This window comes from Verrucosispora sioxanthis (assembly GCF_010560025.1).
GTDB lineage: Bacteria > Actinomycetota > Actinomycetes > Mycobacteriales > Micromonosporaceae > Micromonospora > Micromonospora palythoicola.
In genome coordinates this window covers 431695-448349 of record NZ_SAIY01000003.1, presented here as the reverse complement: position 1 = coordinate 448349, position 16655 = coordinate 431695, and the positions used below count along the sequence as shown (strand labels likewise).

At 70.4% G+C, this 16655-nt stretch carries 15 protein-coding genes; 10 read left to right on the top strand and 5 right to left on the bottom strand.

Annotated elements, in window-relative coordinates:
- Positions 1 to 15: 15 nt before the first annotated feature.
- The 3 genes from ENC19_RS11305 to ENC19_RS11295 form a co-directional block, all read right to left on the bottom strand.
- Positions 16 to 1212 carry an epoxide hydrolase family protein gene (locus tag ENC19_RS11305; protein WP_208020886.1) on the bottom strand — a complete coding sequence of 399 codons (1197 nt, stop codon included), beginning with the start codon at positions 1210 to 1212 and terminating at the stop codon, positions 16 to 18.
- Positions 1213 to 1371: 159 nt separating this feature from the next.
- Positions 1372 to 2319 (bottom strand): glycoside hydrolase family protein, encoded by a 948-nt coding sequence (locus tag ENC19_RS11300; protein ID WP_164447126.1) that lies wholly within the window; start codon positions 2317 to 2319, stop codon positions 1372 to 1374.
- A gap of 74 nt (positions 2320 to 2393) precedes the next feature.
- On the bottom strand, positions 2394 to 3419 hold the full coding sequence (locus ENC19_RS11295) for a LacI family DNA-binding transcriptional regulator (protein WP_164447125.1): 1026 nt from the start codon (positions 3417 to 3419) through the stop codon (positions 2394 to 2396).
- Between the two features lie 379 nt (positions 3420 to 3798).
- On the opposite strand from ENC19_RS11295, the gene ENC19_RS11290 reads away from it, so the two are divergent.
- From ENC19_RS11290 to ENC19_RS11270, 5 genes are all read left to right on the top strand, one after another.
- Complete coding sequence (locus tag ENC19_RS11290; RefSeq protein WP_164447124.1) at positions 3799 to 5160, top strand: ABC transporter substrate-binding protein; 1362 nt, start codon at positions 3799 to 3801, stop codon at positions 5158 to 5160.
- A complete protein-coding gene (locus tag ENC19_RS11285) occupies positions 5157 to 6125 on the top strand; it encodes a carbohydrate ABC transporter permease (RefSeq protein WP_164447123.1) in 969 nt (322 codons plus the stop codon). Before ENC19_RS11290 ends, ENC19_RS11285 begins: the two co-directional genes overlap by 4 nt.
- The gene (locus ENC19_RS11280) at positions 6125 to 6952 is read left to right on the top strand and encodes a carbohydrate ABC transporter permease (protein WP_164447122.1); all 828 of its coding nucleotides are present in this window, start codon (positions 6125 to 6127) and stop codon (positions 6950 to 6952) included. Before ENC19_RS11285 ends, ENC19_RS11280 begins: the two co-directional genes overlap by 1 nt.
- A 4-nt stretch (positions 6953 to 6956) precedes the next feature.
- The gene (locus ENC19_RS11275) at positions 6957 to 8108 is read left to right on the top strand and encodes a serine hydrolase domain-containing protein (protein ID WP_164447121.1); all 1152 of its coding nucleotides are present in this window, start codon (positions 6957 to 6959) and stop codon (positions 8106 to 8108) included.
- A 77-nt stretch (positions 8109 to 8185) separates the two neighbouring features.
- Positions 8186 to 8986 carry an inositol monophosphatase family protein gene (locus ENC19_RS11270; protein WP_164447120.1) on the top strand — a complete coding sequence of 267 codons (801 nt, stop codon included), beginning with the start codon at positions 8186 to 8188 and terminating at the stop codon, positions 8984 to 8986.
- A 22-nt stretch (positions 8987 to 9008) separates the two neighbouring features.
- Here the strand turns inward: ENC19_RS11270 and ENC19_RS11265 are convergent, their stop codons facing one another.
- Positions 9009 to 9470 (bottom strand): VOC family protein, encoded by a 462-nt coding sequence (locus ENC19_RS11265; RefSeq protein WP_164447119.1) that lies wholly within the window; start codon positions 9468 to 9470, stop codon positions 9009 to 9011.
- 631 nt (positions 9471 to 10101) lie between these two features.
- On the opposite strand from ENC19_RS11265, the gene ENC19_RS11260 reads away from it, so the two are divergent.
- The 4 genes from ENC19_RS11260 to ENC19_RS11245 all read left to right on the top strand — a co-directional run bounded on the left by ENC19_RS11260 (position 10102) and on the right by ENC19_RS11245 (position 15141).
- Complete coding sequence (locus ENC19_RS11260) at positions 10102 to 11169, top strand: sugar ABC transporter substrate-binding protein (RefSeq protein ID WP_208020862.1); 1068 nt, start codon at positions 10102 to 10104, stop codon at positions 11167 to 11169.
- Positions 11166 to 12707 (top strand): sugar ABC transporter ATP-binding protein, encoded by a 1542-nt coding sequence (locus ENC19_RS11255; protein WP_164447118.1) that lies wholly within the window; start codon positions 11166 to 11168, stop codon positions 12705 to 12707. Before ENC19_RS11260 ends, ENC19_RS11255 begins: the two co-directional genes overlap by 4 nt.
- Positions 12700 to 13740, top strand: coding sequence for an ABC transporter permease (locus ENC19_RS11250; protein ID WP_164447117.1), 1041 nt, complete (start codon positions 12700 to 12702; stop codon positions 13738 to 13740). Before ENC19_RS11255 ends, ENC19_RS11250 begins: the two co-directional genes overlap by 8 nt.
- Before the next feature lie 72 nt (positions 13741 to 13812).
- The gene (locus tag ENC19_RS11245; RefSeq protein ID WP_166458501.1) at positions 13813 to 15141 is read left to right on the top strand and encodes an enolase C-terminal domain-like protein; all 1329 of its coding nucleotides are present in this window, start codon (positions 13813 to 13815) and stop codon (positions 15139 to 15141) included.
- A gap of 155 nt (positions 15142 to 15296) precedes the next feature.
- On the opposite strand, the gene ENC19_RS11240 is transcribed toward ENC19_RS11245, so the two are convergent.
- Positions 15297 to 15992: a FadR/GntR family transcriptional regulator gene (locus tag ENC19_RS11240; protein WP_164447115.1), complete on the bottom strand. Its 696-nt coding sequence runs from the start codon at positions 15990 to 15992 to the stop codon at positions 15297 to 15299.
- A 170-nt stretch (positions 15993 to 16162) separates the two neighbouring features.
- Here ENC19_RS11240 and ENC19_RS11235 point away from each other — a divergent pair, with 170 nt between their 5' ends.
- On the top strand, positions 16163 to 16480 hold the full coding sequence (locus tag ENC19_RS11235) for an L-rhamnose mutarotase (RefSeq protein ID WP_309246062.1): 318 nt from the start codon (positions 16163 to 16165) through the stop codon (positions 16478 to 16480).
- The last annotated feature ends 175 nt before the right edge of the window (positions 16481 to 16655 follow it).

The following is a 16655-nucleotide window of genomic DNA, read 5'->3' as shown; positions in this document are numbered from 1 at the left end:
CCGGCGTACGGCGGTTCAGGGTTGCCGCAGCGGCCGGAACGCGGCCCGCACCTCGGCGGCGAAGAGTTCCGGTTCCTCCCAGGCCGCGAAGTGGCCGCCACGGTCGACCTCGTTGAAGTACGCGACGCCGGGGTAGACGGCCTCGACCCAGCTACGTGGGGCAGCCCAGATCTCGCCGGGGAACGCCGTGAAGCCGACCGGGACCGCGACCGGTGGCGGCGGCTGGCCGGCCGCGTCGGCTGCCGCCTGGAAGCGCCCGAACTCCCAGTACCACCGGGCGGACGAGGCGCCGGTGCCGGTCAGCCAGTACAGCGTGATGTTGTCGACGACGGTGTCCCGGGTGAGACCACCGACCGGTTCGCCGTCGACGAACGCGCGGGAGATCTTGTAGTAGCTGTCCGTGTCGTGGTCCAGCATCCACGCCGCCAGCCCGACCGGTGAGTCGAGCAGCGAGTAGCCGATGGTCTGCGGACGGGTGGACTGTTCCAGGAAGTAGCCGAAACCGTCAGTGGTGAACGTGGTCAGCGCGTCGTGGGCCGCGCGTTCCGGCGCGGACTCCGACGGCAGTTGATCCTTGAGACCGATCGCGGCGGCGAGCAGGTTGACGTGGATGCCGGCCAGCCCGCCGGGTCCCTGACGGCCCATCGCGTCCGTCACGGAGGCGCCCACGTCGCCGCCCTGTGCCACATAGCGCGAGTACCCGAGGCGGTCCATCAACTGTGCCCAGGCCTGTGCGATCCGGTTGGAGTCCCACCCGAGCTCGGTCGGCTCGCCGGAGAAGCCGTAGCCGGGCAGCGACGGCAGCACCAGGTGGAAGGCGTCCTCGGCCCGTCCGCCGTGCGCCGTCGGGTCGGTGAGCGGGCCGACCACCCCGAGCAGTTCGACGACCGAGCCGGGCCAGCCGTGCGTCATGATCAGCGGTAGCGCGCCCTCGTGCGGCGACCGGACGTGGACGAAGTGAATCGGCACGCCGTCGATCTCGGTGGTGTACTGCGGCAGGGCGTTCAACCTGGCCTCGCACGCGCGCCAGTCGTACTCGGTGGTCCAGTAGCGGGCCAACTCCTGGACCGTCGCCAGTTGCACGCCCTGCGAGCGGTCGGCGACCAGTTCCCGGGTGGGCCAGCGGGTGGCCGTGATCCGACGACGCAGGTCCGTGAGCGCATCTTCCGGCGTGTCGAGACGGAAGGGACGAATCTCGTCGTCCTGGGACATGCCCACCACCTGTCGGGTCGGATCGAGCGGTACCGGCCCGGCCGAGCCGTACGCGCTCATCCTCACATCGGCGGGGTGGCCAGCGGGCCGGAACAGGAGTTGTGGGCGGCACGCCAGGTTCCTGACCGGCCCCCTGGCTCAGCGCTGGCGGCCGGCACCTCACCTACCGACGGCTGCCGGCTGCCGGGCGACCAGGCCGCCGGTGGGGTCGTAGCGGACCGGAACGGGATCGCTGAGTTCCCCGACGAACTCGCCGTCGGCGTGCTCGACGAAGCCGATGAGGGACCAGCCGTCGCCGTCGGGGACCAGGCGGGGCGCGTACAGGTGCGGTTGGGCGACCGGCCGGGCGGCGGCGATGTCCCAGGGCCCGCGCACGGTGGGCCCGGTGGCGACCCAGAGCCGCGACTCGGCTTCCCGGCCGGCGGCGAAGGCGTTGGTGCAGAACAGCAGCAGCGGCTGTCCGTCGACGACGGCGACCTGCGGCACCTCCAGGTGACCGAAGCCGGCCGGCGTGGACAACGGCGGCCGGACCGTCCAGTTGACCAGGTCGGGGGAGGTCGCGTGACCGACGACGCCGCGCGCGTCGGCCGGTCCCCGGTTGGCGCGGGCGGTCACCAGCATGTGCCAGCCGTCGCCGTCGGGGTCCGGAAAGACCCACGGGTCGCGCCAGGCCTGCTCGTACCACATGTCGCGGTCGAGCAGTTCGTACCAGGTCGGATCGGCTTCGAGCAGCGGCGCGTCGCCGTGCCGGTGCCAGGTGACCAGGTCGTCGGAGACGGCCAGGCCGATGCGCTGGACCAGCCCGTCCTCGGCTCGGCCGACCCCGGTGTAGAACAGGTACCACCGCTGGTCCGGGCCGCGCACCGTGCAGCCGGTCCAGGTCGCCAGGTCGTCCCAGGCGGGCGCGTCGGCGGGGACGAGGGCGTCGGCGCCCAGCTGCCAGGAGCGCAGGTCGGTGGAGACCGCGTGGCCGATCGAGGCGCGCCGGTGACGGCGGTGCGGGTCGAGCAGGGCCCGGGAGGCGCGCAGGAAGAACGCGTGCCAGCGGCCGTTGTCGTCCTGGGCGTACCAGCTGTCCCACACCCAGTGGTCGGGCAGTCGAAGCATGGCCGGAAACGTACCAGTGAATCGGTTTAGCGACTACGGCGGGTGTGGCCAGGTGCGGCCACAGGTGGCGCGGGTCAGTCGGCGGGCGCGGCCACGGACCGCCGCCGCCGCAGCGGCATCGGGACGAACGACGCGGCAGCGTCACCGCCGTCGAGCAACACCTCCACCGCGCGGCGGCCCATCTGTTCGTGCGGCAACGCCGCGGTGGACAGCCCCGGCCGTAGCCACGCGGCGATCGGGTCGTCGTCGAAGGAGATCACCGAAAGGTCGCCCGGAATGGTCAGGCCGGCCTCGCCGAGGGCCTGGTACGCGCCGAAGGCGAGCCGGTCGTTCATGCAGATCACCGCGCTGGGCCGGGTCGGGCGCTCCAGCAGCGTACGCATGGCGGTGTAGCCGTGTTCCGGCAGCCACTCCGGGCAGAAGCCCTCGGCGAGCAGCGAGACACCGGCGGCGGCGAGCGTGTCCCGGATGCCGCGCAGTCGAGCGTCGGCGGCCAGCGATATCTCCGGGTCGCGTTCCTTCTGCCGGTTACGGCCGATCAGGGCGATCCGGTCCCGGTGGCCGTTGGCGAGCAGCGTCTCGGCGACCATCGCGCCGGCTCCCTCGTCGTCGGGGAGCACGCAGGGCAACGACTCCGGACTGGTCGCGTTGAGCAGCACGACCGAGCCGCCGAGGATGGCCGGCGGCACCGCCAGGCGGCGGGTCGCCATGGCCGCGTAGATCACGCCGTCGACCTGGCGGTCGAGGATGGCCTCGATGGCGTACCGCTCGAACGTCGCGTCGCCCTGCGTCTCGGTGATCAGCAGGACGTGGTCGCGCTCGCGGGCGGCGTCCAGCGCGCCGCGGATGAGGCCACCGGCGAAGCGGGTGGTGGCGACGATGTCGGAGACGAACGCGATGGTGGCGGTCTTGCGGGTCCGCAGGCTGCGGGCGGCCACGTTGGGTCGGTAGCCGAGTTCCTCGGCGGCCGCGAAGACCCGCTGGTGCGCCTCGGCGGAGAGCCGGGTGCCCTCGCGGCCGTTCAGCACCATCGACGCGGCGGTCTTGGACAGGCCGGCCCGTCGCGCCACGTCGGCCAGTGTCGCTCTCTCCCGACCCATTGCGTCCTCCGATCACGGCGGTCCGTCCCGACGCCGCCGTCGTCCCATCATGACGGGTCGAGTCGCTCACGTGGTCACCGGCGGTGTGGTCCAGCCCGGCCGGGCGGCTGGTGAACCATCTGTTTCCAGACCGTTGCGAACTCGTCCTTGACACTCCCCGGCGACGCGCGCATGCTCTGCTAAATCAGTTTAGCGACGTGGTTTCACCTCTGCGGTGGACGCCTTCGCGTCTTCCGACGTCATATTGGGTACCGCGGGCCGCGAGCCGGGTCAGGCACGCGACGTTGCGACACGTGGTGGCCGGTGGGCCGGGCTTGTGGCGGGCGCCACGGACGGCCGTCGACCGGTCCGGCGCGCGGATTGAGTCAAGGAGCATGAGGTGCCGGAGTTCTCGACAAGGTTCACCCGACGCCGGTTGGCACTGCTGGTGCCGCTACTGGGCGCCAGCCTGGCCATCAGCGCCTGTAGCGCACCGGGTTCCGAGGAGACCCCCACGGGGGACTCCGACGCCCCGGTGAGCACCGAGCTGGGTACCGACCCGATCACCCTGGAAATGTACGCCGAGACCGGCTTCCCGCTGGCCAAGGCCCTCGCCGACGAGTTCACCAAGCAGCACCCGAACGTCACGTTCAACGTCCGCGAGGACCAGTTCACCGTCATCACGGAGAACGCGCCCCGGGTGCTCGCCTCGGACAACGCGCCCGACATCATCCGGCTGCCCACCATGGTCGACCTGGTCAAGGACGGGCTGCTGAAGAACCTGGACCCGTACTTCGACGCGTACGGCTGGGACAGGTTCCCCGCCTCCCAGCTCGTCCAGCTGCGCCTGTCCGACGGCGGCGCGGTACGCGGCAGCGGCTCGCTGTACGGCATGGGCCTGGGCTACAGCGTGACCGGCGTCTTCTACAACAAGAAGCAGGCCGAGCAGGTCGGCATGACCCAGCCGCCGGCCACCATCGCCGAGTTCGAGCAGCTGCTGGCCAAGGCGAAGACGGCCAACCTGCTGCCGATCATGCAGTTCAACAAGAACACCGCCGGCATCAACTTCCCGCACCAGGCCCTGCAGAACCAGTACGGCGACCCGACCGCCATCGCCGACTGGATCTTCCAGAAGCCGGGCGCCACCTTCGACACGCCGGCGGCGCTCAAGGCCACCCAGACCATCCAGAAGTGGGCCGAGGCCGGCTACTTCCCGAAGGACGCCAACGCCATCGACTACACGGCCATGATGGGCGAGTTCCAGAAGGGCAACGGCCTGTTCATGTTCAACGGCGACTGGGAGTCGGGCAACCTGGACAAGAACATGGCCGGCGAGGTCGGCTTCTTCCTCTTCCCGGGTGAGACCGCCGACGCCAAGCGGGTCGCGATGTCCGCGCCGAACACGTTCGGCGTCGGCGCCAAGGCCAAGAACCCCGACGCGGCGGCCTTCTTCCTCAACTGGGTGCACACCAACGACAAGGCCCGTGAGATCTCGGTCAACGTCGGCGGCTCGCACCCGGGCGGCCCGGCCGACCTCGCCCTGCCGCCGGTGTCGGAGGGCACTGTGCTCGCCGAGACGCTCAAGGCGTCCCAGCAGCTCGGCGCGGACAACGGCGCGGTCGACTTCACCGCGAACGCCACCGGCGGCATCTTCGCCGCCGCCATCACCCCCGAGATGCAGAAGTTGATCGCCGGCCAGCAGACCCCGGAGGGGTACGTCAAGGCGGTCCAGGCCGAGTACGAGAAGGAACTGTCCCGATGACGTCTGCCCTCGGCAGCGCCCCGGCCGGGTCGGACACCGCGTCCCGACCCGGCCGGGGGGACACCCGGGCACCCGTGCGGCCCCACCGGAAGCGGTGGGGCCGCACGGTCCGGTGGTCCGGGTGGCTCTGGGTTCTGCCCGCCCTGATCATGTACGGCGTCTTCGTGCTGCGTCCGCTCGTGCTGACCATGCAGTACTCGCTGTACGACTGGAACGGCATCGGTGCGGCCCGCTGGGCGGGGCTGGACAACTACCTCACGGTCTTCACCGACCGCGACCTGTTGAAGATCATCTCGAACGCGTTCATCCTGATCATCTTCTTCAGCTTCATCCCGGTCCTGCTCGGCCTGCTGGTGGCCAGCCTGGTCCGGCGGATCACCACCGGCCCGGCCGGCACCATGGTCCGCACCGTGCTGTTCCTGCCCCAGGTGATCCCGCTCGTCGCGGCCGGCATCGCCTGGAGCTGGGTGCTCTCCAGCAACGGACTGGTCAACCAGGCGTTGCGGGCCGTCGGGCTGGACGGCGTCACCCGGGCCTGGCTCGGCGACTTCGACACCGCGCTGCCGGCGGTGGGCGTCATCGGCACCTGGGTCATGCTCGGTCTCTGCACGATCCTGCTGATCACCGGAATGAGCAAGATCGATCCGTCGCTCTACGAGGCCGCCCGCATCGACGGCGCCGGCCCGGTGCGGGAGTTCTTCGCGGTCACCCTGCCCAGCCTGCGCCAGGAGATCGGTATCTGCCTGACCGTGACCATCATCGCGGCGCTGGCCAGCTTCGACATCGTCTACATCTCCACCAGCGGTGGCCCCGGAATCCAGACCACCGTGCCCGGCCTGGAGATCTATCGGCTCGCCTTCTCCCAGCGTCAGGTCGGCCTCGCCTCGGCCCTCGCGGTGGTGCTGATGGCGCTGGTGCTGGTGTGCGTACTGCCGATCCAGCGGCTGACCAGGGGAGAGAAGTGATGAACCTGACCACCCGCAGCGAGCGGCTGACCGGACGCATCTTCCTGATCGCGCTGGTCGTGGTCACCCTGCTGCCGTTTTTGAGCATGCTGTCGGCGGCGCTGCAACCGCGCGGCACCGTACCAACCGGCCTGGCCTGGCCCAGCGACCCGCAGTGGGGCAACTTCGCCGACGCCTTCACCGCCGCCAACATGGGCGCGCTGCTGAAGTCGAGCGCGCTGATCGTGGCCGGGGTGGTGCCGGTCGGCGTACTCATCGCGACCATGGCCGGGTTCGGCCTCGGCCACCTGCGGGTCCCCGGCGGTCACCTCGCCTTCGGACTGCTGCTGCTCGGCCTGACCCTGCCCTTCGAGGCGGTGGTCACCCCGCTGTACTACCAGATGCGGGATCTCGGTCTGCTCAACACCCGCTGGGCGATCATCCTGCCGTTGATCGGTCTCTACATGCCGTTCGCGGTCTTCTGGATGCGTGCCCACTTCATCAACGTGCCCCGCGAGCTGTCCGAGGCGGCGCGGGTGGACGGCAGCAACACCTGGCAGCTGTTCTGGCGGGTCCATGTGCCGCTGGCCCGACCGGCCATCGCCTCGCTGACCATCCTGTTGTTCCTGTGGACCTGGAACCAGTTCCTGCTCGCCATCGTGCTCGTCGACGATGCGACGAAGCGGACCATGGCCGGCGCTCTCGGTGCCTTCCAGGGGCAGTGGGGAACCGATCTGGTGCTGCTGTGCGCTGGCTCGTTGCTCATCCTCACGCCTACCCTCATCGTGTTCCTGATCTTCCAGCGACAGTTCATCAAGGCCCTGCTCCAGGGTTCCGTGAAGGGATAGCGGGTTGAGCGACAGCCAGATCCACGGTGACGTCGACGAGGGCTTCGGCCGGGTCGCCGACGTGTTTCGGGACAACTTCACCCACCGGCAGGAGGTGGGCGCCGCGGTCGCCGTCTACCTTCGCGGCCGCAAGGTCGTCGACCTGCACGGTGGGCTGGCCGACGCCCGGTCGGGACGCCCCTGGACCGCGGACACGCCCGCCGTCGTCTTCTCCTGCACCAAGGGGATCATGGCGATCTGCGCGTACCTGCTGGCGCAGGAGGGGCGGCTGGACCTTGACGCGCCGGTCACCCGCTACTGGCCGGAGTTCGGCCAGCACGGGAAGGCGGAGATCCCGGTCCGGTGGCTGCTCACCCACCAGTCCGGCCTGCCGGCGCTGGACAAGCCCTTCACCCGCGAGGAGGTGCTGGCCTGGGAACCGGTGATCAAGGCGATCGAGGCGCAGACTCCACTGTGGAAGCCGGGCACCGCACACAGCTACCACGCGATCACCTACGGCTGGCTGATCGGCGAGGTGATCCGACGGATCACCGGCGAGATGCCCGGCGCCTACTTCTCCCGGGTCCTCGGCGAGCCGCTCGGTCTGCGTACCTGGATCGGGCTGCCGGCCACCGAACGGGACGCGGTCGCCTGGATGCTGGCACCGATCGGCGAACCCGTTCCGGCCAGTGACCCGGTCGCTGAGCGTGGCATCACCATGGGCGGCGCCTTCGCCTTCCCCGCCGACGAGGACGGCCTGGTCAGCTTCAACGACCCGGCCATCCAGGCCGCGCAGATCCCGGGTGCGGGCGCGGTGAGCACGGCCGAGAGCCTGGCCCGGCTCTACGCCGCCTGCGTCTCTGAGGTCGGCGGAGCGCGGCTGCTCAGCCCCGCGTCTGTCGACGACGCGGTCACGGTCCGGGTCAGTGGTCAGCAGGTCTACGGACTGCCCGACGCGGGACACCGCTGGGGCACCGGGTTCCTGGTGCACTCGGAGCCCCGCCCGATGCTCGGCGTACGCAGCTTCGGCCACGACGGCGCCGGCGGGCACCTGGCCTTCGGCGACGACGCCCACCAGGTCGGCTTCGGTTACGTGGTCAACCAGATGGGCGGCTTCGACGACGAGCGGGCCAACCTGCTCTCCGCAGCGGTACGGGATTCCCTCGGCCACAGCTGACCGACGCGGTGGCCCCGGCGAAGCTGCTCGACTGAGCCGGGGCCCACCCGCGACCGGGATCGACGTACGGTGGGCGGATGTCGCGTGCAGACGCTGAACTTGCGATCCAGGCCGCGCGGGCCGGTGCCGAGGTGGTGCGTTCCCACCACGGCAGGTCCGTGGACCGCTTCGCGAAGGCGGGTGGGGACTTCGCCACCAGCGCGGACATCGAGGCGGAGCAGGCGATTCTCGGAGTGCTGCGGTCCGCACGACCCGACGACGCGATGGTGGCCGAGGAGAGCGGGCGCAGCGGGTCAGACGGAAGCGGGCGGGTCTGGCTCGTCGATCCGCTCTGCGGGACGCTGAACTTCGCCGTACACACCACGCTGGTCTCGGTGAACGTGGCCCTGCGGGTCGACGCGGAGGTCGCGGCGGCGGCCGCCGTGGACCCGTTCGCTCAGGAGGTCTTCTGGACCGACGGCACCGCCGCCCGGGTGCGGTGCGGCGGTGTTGATCAGCACCTCCTGCCGTCGGCGGCATCCGGGCTGGTGGACGTCAACCTCGACCCGCCCTTTCCGAACGAGCGGGTGTTCCGGGCGGCCCGGCTGCTGACGGACGAGGGCTTCGTGGAGCGGTTTCGGCCACGGGTCGTGTCGACCACGTTGGCGTTGGCCTGGGTCGCGGCCGGCCGGCGCGCCGCGTACGTCACGGACGGCCGACTGCGCGACAACGTGCACTTCGCGGCCGGCATCGCGCTCTCCGAGGCGGCCGGCTGCGTGGTGACCGGCATCGACGGTCGGCCCTGGCGCAGCGGCCTGGGCGGGCTCGTCGCGGCGGCCGACGCGGATACGCACGCCGGCCTGCTGGCGCTCATCGCGAGGCAGCGAGAGCCGGCGTAGGGCCGGGAGCGTCGATCCGCCCTCAGTCGAGGCAGAACTCGTTGCCCTCGGGGTCGGTCAGCACGATGAAGCCGGCCTCAAGTGGCGGCGCGGGCTCGACCCGGCGCAGCTGCTTGGCGCCCAACGCGACCAGCCGATCAGACTCGGCCTGCAACGCTGCCATCCGTTCCGCGCCGGTGAGCCCGGGCGCGGCCCGTACGTCGAGGTGCACCCGGTTCTTGGCGACCTTGTCCTCCGGCACCTGCTGGAAGAACAACCGCGGACCGAGCCCGTCCGGGTCCTCAATGGCCGACCTGGTGTTGCGCTGCTCCGGCGGTACGCCGATCCGGGCGAGGAAGTCGTCCCATGCGGCCAGCGGGTCGGCACCGTCGGGGAGGTCGACTCCGGGCGGACCGGGATGCACGTAGCCCAGGGCGTCCCGCCAGAACGTGGACAGCGCCGTCGGGTCGTGGGCGTCGAAGGTGACCTGGATCTGGCGGCTCATCGGGTTGCTCCAATCGGTTCGCGTCCAGGCGACCAATGTGCCAGGCAGGACCGACAATTCGGTGCGCGACCGTGGTGGCGGGGCGGTGCCGCTGACGGCTCAGCTTCTCCTGATCGTGTCCGCAACAAACTAGCAATCTCAGCGTCATCGATGTTAGCGTTCCCAGCTAGCGCCTCCAGACCCGAAGGAAAGCCATGGTCGCGCAGATGTGATCGCCAACATCGGCGGCCGAGAACTGCTCGGTGACTGTCGTGCCGGGCCGGCCAGCCGCCCGCGAGTCACCCGGGCGGCGGTTTCCGCGGCATTGGCCGCCGGCCTTCCAGTCGGGCCGGGAGCGCCGTTCGTCGGCGCAATCGATCTGATGTCTACGCCAACCAAGCGTCGCATCTCGCGGGTTTTACGCGATCTCGGGCGTTGACGTGACATGTCTGGAAGCCCTAACGTCTGACGTCTGAGTCACGTGAACTCCACCACCCGCCACCGTGTCTTGGAGGGATCGCCATGTCCCCTACCCGGTTCTTCGTCGCACGTTGGCGGCCGTGAACCCCATCGCACATCGCGTCCGACGAGTGCCCCTGTCGCGGCCTGACCGGGGTCGCCGCGTTGATGTCCCGGATATGGAGGAACGACCATGAGAAGCAGGGCACTGACGAGCATGGGGCTGACGCTGCTGCTCGGCGCGTCGGCCACCCTCGCCGCCGGCTGCGGTGACGGCGCGGCCGACGGGACCGGATCGGGCGGCTCGCAGGTCGTCGGGGTCGACTATCCCCGCTCCGACACGGACTTCTGGAACTCCTACATCAAGTACGTCCCGCAGTTCGCCGACGAACTGGGTGTCGAGGTCAAGACCACCAACTCGCAGAACGACATCGCCAACCTGATCTCCAACACCCAGGCCTTCATCAGCCAGGGCGTCAAGGGTGTGGTGATGGCGCCGCAGGACACCGCCGCCATCGCGCCGACGCTGTCCCAACTGGACAGCAAGAAGATCCCGGTGGTCACCATCGACACCCGGCCGGACACCGGCAACGTGTTCATGGTCGTCCGTGCCGACAACCGCGCCTACGGCATCAAGGCGTGCCAGTTCCTCGGCACCAAGCTCGGCGGCAAGGGCAAGGTCGTCATGCTCCAGGGCGGCCTGGACTCGATCAACGGCCGGGACCGCACCGAGGCGTTCAACGAGTGCATGCAGCAGCAGTTCCCCGACATCACCGTGTTCGGCGAGGCCACCGACTGGAAGGCCGACGTGGCGGCGTCGAAGCTGCAGACCCGGTTCGCGTCGGACCCGGACATCAAGGGCATCTACATGCAGTCCTCGTTCGCCCTCTCCGGCACCCTCCAGATCCTCAAGCAGCGGGGCCTCCAGGTGCCGCCCAGCGACCCGAAGCACGTCTTCGTGGTCTCCAACGACGGCATTCCCGAGGAGCTGAAGAACATCGGCGAGGGGCTGATCGACGCCACCGTCAGCCAGCCGGCCGACCTCTACGCCAGGTACGGCCTGGAGTACGTGCGGGCGGCGATCGAGGGCAAGACGTTCCAGCCCGGCCCGACCGAGCACGGCAGCACCATCATCCAGGTACGCGACGGTCTGCTGGAGGACCAGCTGCCGGCACCGCTGGTGACGCTTGACGGTGCGCCGATCGCCGGTGAGCCCACCCTGAAGTTCGACGACCCGTCCCTGTGGGGCAACAACGCATGAGCGCCACCCCGAGTGGGCCGGCCGACGGGCTGGTCGGCACCGACCAGCCCGTCGTGGAGGCCGTGCAGATCACCAAGCGGTTCGGGTCGACGGTGGCGCTGGCCGACGCCGGCATCGTGGTCCGCCGTGGCGAGACGCACGCCCTGGTCGGGCGCAACGGCGCCGGCAAGTCCACACTCGTCAGCATTCTCACCGGCTTGCAGGCCGCCGACGACGGCGCGGTGGCCTTCGACGGGCGTCCGGCCCCGCCGCTCGGCGACCGGGACGCCTGGCGCAGACGGGTCGCCTGCGTCTACCAGAAGTCCACGATCATCGGCAGCCTCACCGTGGCGGAGAACCTCTTCCTCAACCGGCACGCCCGCTCTCGGGCCGGGTTGATCCGTTGGTCGCGGCTGCGCCACGCGGCGGAGCAGTTGCTGGCGGAGTGGTCGGTGGAGGTCGACGTGCGTCAGCCCGCGTCGACGCTCTCCGTCGAGCAGCGGCAGTTCGTCGAGATCGCCCGGGCGCTCTCCTTCGGTGCCCGGTTCATCATCCTCGACGAGCCGACCGCCCAGCTCGACGGTGCCGGCATCAGCCGGCTGTTCACCCGGATCCGGCAGTTGCGGGAGCAGGGCGTGACCTTCCTGTTCATCAGCCACCACCTGCAGGAGATCTACGAGATCTGCGACCAGGTGACGGTGTTCCGCGACGCCCGGCACATCCTCACCGCCCCGGTGGCGCAGCTGAACCGTGCGGCGTTGGTCGCCGCGATGACCGGTGAGGACGTGACCATGCCGGAGGCCGAGCACCGGCCGCTGCCCGCCGACGCTCCGGTGCTGCTGTCCGTACGCGATCTGGTCACCGCCTCTGGCGCCGAGCTCTCCGTCGAGGCCCGGGCGGGCGAGGTGGTCGGCGTCGCCGGCGGCGGCGGCAGCGGCAAGGTCGAGGTCGCCGAGGCCATCGTCGGGCTGGCCCGGCCGGCGGGTGGGACGGTCGTCGTCGACGGTCGGGCGCTGCGTCCCGGCAGTGTGCCCGACGCCCTCGACGCGGGTGTCGGGCTGGTGCCGCAGGACCGGCACCGCGAAGGACTGGTGCCGCTGCTGTCCATCGCCGAGAACGTCACCATGACCGTGCCGGACCGGATCGGCCGGCGGGGTCTCATCTCGCCGCCCCGGCGTGACGCCCTGGCCCGGGACACCATCACCGACCTGGCGATCAAGGCCGCCGGGCCGCAGGTGCCGGTCGCCGAGCTGTCCGGGGGCAACCAGCAGAAGGTGGTCATGGGTCGGGCGCTGGCCAGCGACCCGAAGCTGCTGGTCCTGATCACCCCGACCGCCGGGGTGGACGTGCGCTCCAAGCAGACCCTGCTCGGCGTCGTCGAGGAGGTACGCCGCCGCGGCACCGGCGTGCTCGTCGTCTCCGACGAACTCGACGACCTGCGGATCTGTGATCGCGTACTGGTGATGTTCCAGGGCCGGGTCGTCCGCGAGATGTCCCATGGCTGGAGCGACAACGAGCTGGTAGCCGCCATGGAAGGGGTGGATCTCCACCATGTCTGAGACGCTCTCCACCACCGCGCGGCCGGCCGCCACACCGCCACCGCCACGGGCTGCCGCGTCGCGGAGCCTGGCCATCGCCCGGCTGCGGGACCTGGCGCTGGTGCCGGCGATCATCGCGGTCGCGATCGTCGGGTCCATCGTCAGCCCGGTCTTCCTCAGCACCGACAACATCATCAACGTGCTGCAGAGCATGTCGGAGATCGCCATCGTGGTCCTCGCCCAGACCATCGTGCTGATCACCGGCAAGATGGACCTGTCGCTGGAGTCCACCTTCGGCCTCGCCCCGGGCATCGCCGCCTGGCTGGTGGTGGATCCCGCGTTGACCCGGGGACTCGGTCTCGACGTGCTACCGGACGCCTGGGCGGTCCCGGTCGTGCTGCTCGTCGGCGCCCTCGTCGGCGCCTTCAACGGGCTGCTCATCGTCCGCTTCGGCCTCAACGGCTTCGTCGTCACGCTGGGCATGCTGATCGTCCTGCGGGGTCTGCTCACCGGCATCTCCGGTGGCCAGACCTTCTTCATGCTGCCCGAGTCGATGACCTATCTCGGCTCCGCCAGCTGGGCCGGCGTACCGGCCTCGATCTGGCTGTCGCTGCTGCTGTTCGCCGCCGGGATCGTCGTGCTCGGCTACACCCGGGCCGGCCGGGCGCTGTACGCGATTGGCGGCAACGCCGACGCGGCCCGGGCGGCGGGTATCCGGACCGACCGGGTGCTGTGGCTGGCGCTCATCGTGGCAAGTGTGCTGGCGGCGCTGGCCGGTCTACTGATCAGTGGCCGGCTCGCGGCGGTGCCGTCGGCCCAGGGCAGCGGCGCCATCTTCCAGGTCTTCGCGGCGGCCGTCATCGGCGGCGTCAGCCTCAACGGCGGCAAGGGCAGCGTCTTCGGCGCCTTCACCGGCGTCCTGCTGCTCTTCATGATCATCAACGTGCTGACCCTGGCCGGGGTGCCCGCACAGTGGACGAACTTCCTCAACGGCACCGTCATCCTGGTGGCCCTGGTGGTGTCCCGCATCACCGGAGGCAAGGCACAGACGTGAGGCGGCCCGCCCGTCGGTCGGGCCCACCGCGAGGCAGGCAACCCGCCCACCCGCTCGATCCCTCAGGAGTTACTGGTGAGTGAGCGCATCTCGTCCGTAGAGACCATCGACGTACGGTTTCCCACGTCCCGGCACCGGGACGGGTCGGACGCGATGAACCCGTTCCCCGACTACTCCGCCGCGTACCTGGTGCTGCGGACCTCGGCCGGCGCCGAGGGACACGGACTGGTCTTCACCGTGGGCCGGGGCACCGACCTTCAGGTCGCGGCGGTGCAGGCACTCGCCCCGATGGTGGTCGGCCAGCGGGTCGACGAGCTGGTCGCCGACCCGGGCTCGCTGGCCCGCCGGCTGGTCGGCGACAGCCAGATCCGCTGGCTCGGGCCCGAGAAGGGGGTCGTGCACATGGCCGCCGGCGGTCTGGTCAACGCGGTGTGGGATCTCGCGGCCCGGCGGGCGAAAAAACCGTTGTGGAAGCTGCTCGCCGACCTCACCCCGGAGCAGTTGGTCGCCCAGGTCGACTTCCGCTACCTGCGTGACGCTCTCACCGAGGACGAGGCGGTGACGCTGCTGCGCACCGCCGAGGGCGGGCGGGCCGAGCGCGAGCGGCGGCTACGGGCCGAGGGCTACCCCGCCTACACCACCACCCCCGGCTGGCTGGGTTACGACGACGAGAAGCTGGCCCGGCTCTGCCGGGAGGCGGTCGAGGACGGCTACCGGCTGATCAAGCTCAAGGTGGGCGGGAACCTGACCGACGACGTACGCCGGATGGGCATCGCCCGACAGGTCGTCGGGCCGGACATCCAGATCGCGGTGGACGCGAACCAGATCTGGGGAGTACCCGAGGCGATCCGCTGGATGCGGGAGTTGGCCCAGTTCGACCCGTACTGGATCGAGGAGCCGACCTCACCGGACGACGTGCTCGGGCACGGCGCCGTGCGCAAGGCTCTCGCCCCGGTCAAGGTGGCCACCGGCGAGCACGTGCACAACGCGGTCATGTTCAAGCAGCTGCTCCAGGCCGACGCCGTCGACGTGGTGCAGATCGACGCCTGTCGGGTCGCCGGCGTGAACGAGAACCTGGCGGTCCTGCTGCTCGCCGCGAAGTTCGGGGTGCCGGTCTGCCCGCACGCCGGGGGAGTGGGGCTGTGCGAGCTAGTGCAGCACCTGGCCCTGTTCGACTTCGTCGCGCTCAGCGGCAGCACCGAGGGCCGGGCCATCGAGTACGTCGACCACCTGCACGAGCACTTCGTCGATCCGGTACGGGTCAGCGGCGGACGCTACCTCGCGCCCGACGCGCCCGGCATGAGCGCCCGGATCCTGCCGGACTCGTTGGCCCGCTACCGCTACCCCGACGGCCCGGCCTGGGCCGACGCCGAGGTCCTGGCGGGAGCGCCGACATCATGATCACCCATGCGGTCCGAGATCACGGCGACCCGGTGCCCGATGGCGGTCGCCGCCCTCGGGCTGGAGCCACCGGGTTTCGCGGCGACCCGACGGTGCGAGGAGGCTCATCTGATGTCTGGCCCGGCTCGGTCGGCCTGTCCGCCTCGATCCGGCCGCTACCCGTCCGACGACTTCGCGCCGAGCACGGTACGCAGCCACGCCTCGGAGGTGTTGACGTGCAACAGGGCGCTGGCCTGTGCCAGCAACTGGTCACGCGCCCGCAGCGCGAGGTAGATGGTGTGATGCTCCTCGATGGTCTGGTGCGCCGCGTTGCCCTCGATCAACCCGCGCCACACCCGAGCCCGCAGCGTACGACCGGCGAGCCCGTCCAGCAGCGAGGTGAGGGTCTCGTTGCCGGTGGTGGCGATGACGGTGTGGTGGAATGCGGCGTCGAACTGGATCAACTTCTCGGCGTCGTCGGCCGCCGCCCGCATGTCCTGGAGGATCCGGCCCAGCTCGTCGAGGTCGGCGTCGGTCATCCGCAGCGCCGCCAGGCCGGTCGCCATCGGCTCCAGCATCCGGCGTACCTCCATGACCTCCAGGAGCGTGTCGTCGCGCAGCAACTCCACCGCGACGCCGAGCCCTTCCAGCAGGAGCCGGGGGGCGAGACTTGTCACGTAGGTCCCGTCGCCGCGCCGCACGTCGAGCACCCGAGCCGATTCGAGCACCTTGACCGCTTCCCGGACCCCACTGCGCGAGAGCCCCATCTGGGCGGCCAGTTGCGGTTCCGGTGGCAGCCGCGCCCCCGGAGGCAGCTCCCCGCTCTGGATCATGCTCCGGATCTTCGCGATCGCGTCGTCGGTAAGTGCCATCCACGCCCCCTTCGGACCGGTCGACCGGACGCCGGCCTGGCGCCGGTGCCCAGGACCGGCATCGGCGACCCCGACCACTATAGAGACATCGGACGTTTGTCGGCGACGCTGCGTACTCGCCGTGCGGCTGCCGGGACCAGGCTCAACCGACCCCACCGAAAGGGTGCGACGTGCGCCGTTACGGCATGGTGATCCGGCTCAGGCCGGAACACCGGGAGACCTACCTGCGGCTGCACGCCGCGGTCTGGCCCGGTGTCGAGCAGACGCTGCGCGACGGGAACATCCGCAACTTCACCATCTTCCTCCACGGCGACCTGTTGTTCGGTTACTACGAGTACGTCGGCGACGATCACGACGCCGACCAGCGACGCATGGCCGACGACCCGCAGACGCAGGCGTGGTGGAAGCTGACCGATCCGTGCCAGGAGTCTCTCGCCGAGCCCGGCTCGGGCACTGGTGGGCCCCGATGCGGGAGATCTGGCACCTGACCGAGGAGGCGACCTGAGCTGACCCGCCGAACCCGCCGCACCGCTGACCGGTACCCGGCCGCCCGGCCTCGCCGGGCCGTCGCCTGAGCGCGCCGGACGGGTCGCCGTTGACGTCGGCGGGGCGGAACGCGCACATCTGATGAATATGGTGGAGCGAGTCGCTCGCCCGATGGGT